General features: G+C 69.6%; 4 protein-coding genes. 1 reads left to right on the plus strand and 3 read right to left on the minus strand.

The annotated features are described in order from the left end of the window. Window positions 1-224 precede the first annotated feature (224 nt). Window positions 225-2,144: an ABC transporter ATP-binding protein gene (locus U9977_RS20045; RefSeq protein WP_322750833.1), complete on the plus strand. Its 1,920-nt coding sequence runs from the start codon at window positions 225-227 to the stop codon at window positions 2,142-2,144. 186 nt (window positions 2,145-2,330) lie between these two features. On the opposite strand, the gene U9977_RS20050 is transcribed toward U9977_RS20045, so the two are convergent. The 3 genes from U9977_RS20050 to U9977_RS20060 are packed head-to-tail and all read right to left on the minus strand — an operon-like array spanning window position 2,331 to window position 5,344. Beyond that, on the minus strand, window positions 2,331-3,377 hold the full coding sequence (locus tag U9977_RS20050; protein WP_322750824.1) for an NAD-dependent epimerase/dehydratase family protein: 1,047 nt from the start codon (window positions 3,375-3,377) through the stop codon (window positions 2,331-2,333). A 54-nt stretch (window positions 3,378-3,431) separates the two neighbouring features. Continuing rightward, window positions 3,432-4,607, minus strand: coding sequence for a HAMP domain-containing sensor histidine kinase (locus tag U9977_RS20055; RefSeq protein WP_322750825.1), 1,176 nt, complete (start codon window positions 4,605-4,607; stop codon window positions 3,432-3,434). Continuing rightward, a complete protein-coding gene (locus U9977_RS20060; protein WP_416210152.1) occupies window positions 4,604-5,344 on the minus strand; it encodes a response regulator transcription factor in 741 nt (246 codons plus the stop codon). Before U9977_RS20060 ends, U9977_RS20055 begins: the two co-directional genes overlap by 4 nt. Window positions 5,345-5,589 lie beyond the last annotated feature (245 nt).

The following is a 5,589-nucleotide window of genomic DNA, read 5'->3' on the forward strand; positions in this document are numbered from 1 at the left end:
GATCAGATCATCGTACTGGACGGCGGCGAGGTGGTCGGTACCGGCACCCACCACCAGTTGATGGCTGGCAACACCACCTATCGGGAGATCGTGCTCTCCCAGCTTACCGAGGAGGAGGCCGCATGACCCGCCAGGCAGGGGTACCCGGCCAGGCACCGGTACCCAACCAGGTGCCTGGCCCGGCAGGGGTACCCGGCCAGGCAGCGCGTCGAGGTCCGGCGCCCATGGTTGGTCCGGGTCGTTTCTTCATGGGTCAGGGCCCGGCGGAGAAGTCGATGGACTTCTCCGGGTCGGGCCACCGGCTGCTCGGTCTGCTGCGTCCGCAGCGCCACCTGTTCGTCGTGGCCATCGGGCTGGCGACGGTGAGCGTCGGGTTCACCGTGCTCGGCCCACGGTTGCTCGGGCATGCCACTGACCTGGTGTTCGCCGGGATCTTCAGCCGGCGGCTGCCGGCCGGCACGTCCAAGGCGCAGGCCGTCGCGCAGTTGCGCGCCACCGGCCACGGAACCCAGGCTGACCTGCTCTCCTCGCTCGACGTCACGCCCGGTCATGGGATGGACTTCGCAGCGATCGGCTCCGTGCTGATGTGGGTGCTCGTCGTCTACGCGCTGGCGGGGCTGTGCGGCGTCGTGCAGGCCCGGCTGGTGAATGTGGCCTTGCAGCGGGTGCTCGGCGGGCTACGCGGGGAGGTGCAGCTTAAGATCTCCCGGCTGCCGTTGCGCTACTTCGATCACCAGACGCGGGGTGAGGTGCTCAGCCGGGTCACCAACGACATCGACAACCTCGGGCAGAGCCTGTCGCAGAGCCTGTCGCAGGTCATCGTATCGCTGCTGACCATCGTCGGCGTGCTGTCGATGATGCTCTGGATCTCCTGGATTCTGGCGTTGATCGCGCTGGTCACGGTGCCAATATCGATCATAATCGCAGCGCGGATCGGGAAGTTCGCGAAGCCGCAGTTCGTCGCCCAGTGGAAGATCACTGGTCGGCTCAACGCGCACATCGAGGAGATGTACACCGGGCACGCACTGGTTCGGGCTTTCGGCCGGCAGGAGGAGTCCGCGCAGCTCTTCCGTGACCACAACGAGCGGCTCTTTACCGCCAGCTGGCGCGCCCAGTCCATCTCCGGGCTCATGCAACCGGCGATGATGTTCATCGGGAACCTCAACTACGTGCTGGTGGCGGTCGTCGGTGGGCTGCGGGTCGCCTCCGGCGCGCTGTCGATCGGTGATGTACAGGCGTTCGTCCAGTACTCCCGGCAGTTCAGTCAGCCGCTGTCCCAGGTCGCGAGTATGGCGAACCTGGTGCAGTCCGGGGTGGCCTCCGCGGAGCGGGTGTTCGACCTGCTTGACGCAGCCGAGCAGAAACCCGACCCGGCCACGGCCGCGCACCCGGACCGGCTGCATGGCCGCGTCACCTTCGAGCACGTCATGTTCCGTTACGAGCCGGACCAGCCGCTGATCGAGGATCTGTCGCTGACCGCGGAACCCGGTCACACCGTCGCGATCGTCGGCCCGACCGGTGCCGGCAAGACCACCCTGATCAACCTGCTGATGCGGTTCTACGACCTCACCGGCGGTCGGATCACCTTGGACGGGGTCGACATCGCCGCGATGTCACGGGAGGAACTGCGGGCAAGCATCGGCATGGTGCTGCAGGACACCTGGCTGTTCGGCGGCACCATCGCGGAGAACATCGCCTACGGCGCCGAGGGTGCCACCCGGGAGCAGATCGTGGCCGCCGCGACTGCCGCGCACGTCGACCGGTTCGTGCACACCCTGCCGGCCGGCTATGACACCGTGCTCGACGACGAGGGCGCCGGTGTCAGCGGCGGGGAGAAGCAGCTGATCACCATCGCCCGGGCGTTCCTCGCGGAGCCGCTGATCCTGGTCCTGGACGAGGCCACCAGCTCGGTGGACACCCGCACCGAGGTACTGATCCAGCAGGCCATGTCGACCCTGCGGGCGGGGCGGACGGCGTTCGTGATCGCGCACCGGCTGTCCACGATCCGGGACGCGCACACCATCCTGGTGATGGAGAACGGCGCGATCGTCGAACAGGGCAGTCACGCCGAGCTGCTCACGGCCGACGGTGCTTATGCGCGACTGTACCGGGCCCAGTTCGCGCAGGCGGTCGCCGAGGTCTGACCCGGACGGCCCGAGCCCCTCGCCTTCGGACCCGTTTCTTGATCCACGCCCCTGTTGCCGGGTGCTCTTAACGATGTGAATCTGATGCTCCTGCCACAACACCAGATTCACATCGTTCCCACAGAGCGACCAGCAACAGGGGACGCGCCCTCGCGGGGCCGGGGCGAAGGGATGCTCGGGTAGCGGTCAGCCGCGCAGGGGGGCGTGGGCGAAGGCTGCCACACCTTCGTCGAAATCGACCGTCGGCTGATAGCCCAGAGCGTCGCGGGCCAGCGCCGACGAAGCGGTCACGTGCCGGACGTCACCGGCGCGATACAATCCGGTGACGACGGGTTGCGGGCCGCCGTGTGCCCGGGCCAGGGCGCCGGCCATCTCGCCGATCGTGTGGGGCTGTCCACTTCCGATGTTGAAGGCCCGCAGCCGGCCCGGTGTGGCTGCACTCGGCGCCAGCGCAAGGACGTTCGCCCGGGCCACGTCATGCACGTGGACGAAGTCACGCAGCTGTCGGCCGTCCTCGAAGACCTCGGGCGCGGCGCCCCGCTCGAGCGCACTGCGGAAGATGGACGCGACGCCCGCATAGGGGGTGTCGCGGGGCATCCGGGGGCCGTAGACGTTGTGGTAGCGCAGCGCGATGGCCTGTGCGCCGGTGCCGACCGCCCACGCCGCGGCGAGGTGTTCCTGCGCGACCTTGGTGGCCGCGTACACACTTCGCGGCTCCAGCCGGGCATCCTCGCCGACCAGGGTCGGCTCCAGTGGCTGGCCGCAACTGGGGCAGGGCGGCTCGTACCGTCCGGCTCTGAGATCCAGGTCATGGCGAGGAGCCGGTCGTACCGGCCCGTCGGCGGCGCAGCGGTAGGCACCTTCGCCGTAGACGACCATCGAGCTCGCCAGGACCAGCCGGCGCACACCGCGGCTGGCCATCGCAGCCAGTACCACCGCGGTACCGAAGTCGTTGTGCGAGGTGTAGGCCGGCAGGTCCCCGAGGTCGACGCCCTGGCCGACCATGGCGGCCAGGTGGCACACGGCGTCCACCCCGTCGAGCGCGGCGTCCACCGTGTCGGCATCCCGCACGTCGCCGACGACAAGATCGACACCATCGGTCGGGAGCGGGCGTCCTCGGTGGATCGCCGGGTGCAGCGCGTCGAGCACCCGGACGTGTTCACCGGCCTGTACCAGGGCTTGGACGAGGTGAGAGCCGATGAACCCGGCGCCGCCGGTGACGAGGATCCGCACAACGGCGACGGTATAGCCGTTCCGGGCGTTGAATCCTTACGAGCCGGGAAAACATCACGCGGTGAGCGGGAGCGCCACGACGAACCGGCAGCCGCCGGCGATGTTGTGTACGGTCACGTCGCCGCCGTGTGCCTCGACGATGCCGCGCACGATCGCCAGCCCGAGGCCGGACCGGCTGCCCTGGCCATACCGGCTGCCGTGGGCGGTGCCGGCTTCGGCAGCGAGCCCGCGTGGCGTGCGCGCTGTCTCACCCCGGTAGCCGGTCTCGAACAGTCTGCCCAGGTCGGCATCGGGAATCCCGCCGCAACTGTCCGCGACCGCGAGCACGGCGCGCCGGTCGGACACCTGACCGGTCACCGCGACCGTACCGTCGCTCGGCGTGTGTCGGATGGCGTTCACCAGCAGGTTGGTCAGGACCCTGCCCACCTCAGCCACATCGACCTCGACCTTGGCGGTGTTGTCGGCGTCGCCGTGGAGCAGGACGCCCTTGGCGCGGGCGAGCGGATCCGCGGCGGCGACGGCATCGGAGATGACATCACTGAGCGCGACGCGCTCCAACGTCAGCTCAAGGGTCCCGGCGTGGAGCCGGGACAGCTCGAACAGGTCGTCGACCATCGTGGTGAGGCGTTCACAGGCGCGCACCATGGTGCGGTGGTAGCGGGCCACGGTGGCGGCGTCGGTGACCACCCCGTCGTCGAGGGCCTCGGCGGTGGCGCGGATGCCGGCGATCGGCGTGCGCAGGTCGTGGCTGACCCACGCGACCAGCTCGCGCCGGCTGGCTTCCAGCGCCCGCTCCCGTTCCCGGGCCGCGACCAGCCGGACGTGGGTGTCGTCCAGCGCACGGGCGATCGCCGCGAGCTCTGCCGTCGGCGGCGTCGCCCACGACGGTCGGTAACCGTCCTCACCAAGGTGGCCGGCCGCATCGGTGAGGGTCACCGATGCCCGGGCCACCGGGCGTCCGAGCCAGAGCGTCGTTGTGGTCGCGGCCACCGCGGACACGGCGAGCACGATGAGCACGACATCGAGATCGTGGTTGGAGAGGAACATCGCCTCCGCGGTTCCGGCGACACCGGCCGCCATCGCGCCGACTCCGACGACGACCACCGCCGCGCCCCAGATCCGCACCGATGCGCGCCACAGCACCCGCAGCCGCAACAGGGGCAACGCCAGCAACGGCGCGGCCAGCGAGCAGCCCAGCGCGATCCCGGCGATCTCCAGAAACGCCGTCATGCCAGGTCCACTGCGCGGACGCGGCCCGCTTCGCACCGGTACCCGACGCCCCAGACGGTCACCAGCACCTGCGGCGCGGTCGGGTCGTCCTCGACCTTCTCCCGCAGCCGTCGGATGTGGACGGTCACCGTCGAGGGGTCGCCGAAGGTCCAGCCCCACACCTGTTCGAGCAGTGCCGGCCGGGAGAACGCCTCGCCCGGGTGCGCCAGGAGGAAGGCGAGCAGGTCGAATTCCCGGACGGTCAACGCGAGTGGCTCGCCGTCGCGGGTAGCCGTGCGCGCGGCGACGTCGACGACGAGACGTCCGGTTCGCAGCACGCCGCGGCCCGCCGGCGGCGGCTCCAGCGTGCGCCGCAACACCGACTGGACCCGCAGCACGAGTTCACGCGGTGAGAAGGGTTTGGTGACATAGTCGTCGGCGCCGGTCTCCAGCCCGGCGATGCGGTCGGACTCCTCGCCCAGTGCGGTCAGCATGACGACCGGGACCTGCCGGTGTTCCCGCAGGCGCCGGCACACCTCCAGCCCACCGATACCGGGCAGCATGAGGTCCAGCACCACCAGGTCCGGCGGCCGATCGGCCGCCGCGGCAAGCGCGGACGGTCCGTCCGCGGCCCGGTCGACATCGAAGCCGGCATGCGACAGATAACGGTCGACGACGTCGGCGACGGTCGGATCGTCCTCGATGAGCAGTACGCACACCACCCGCTCACGGTAGTTCGCGCCCCGGCCCGCTGGCACCGTGGTAGCCGGGCCGTCCCCGATTCGTAAGATCTGCGCGGCCCAGGGCGCACACTCCAGACAGTTCGCGGTCGATGTTCCGTGTTCTGTAAGAGATTCGGCCACAATCGGTGACTAAGCTGCCGACTATGGTTACTGAAAGTCAGGTCAGCGGCGGCAACGTCGTCGACGATGGTGTTGCTGTGGATGTTGTGGTGGATGTCGTCCTGCCCTGTCTGGACGAAGCCGCCGCCCTGCCCTGGGTG

It is taken from the genome of Protofrankia sp. Cas8, assembly GCF_963555845.1.
GTDB lineage: Bacteria > Actinomycetota > Actinomycetes > Frankiales > Frankiaceae > Protofrankia.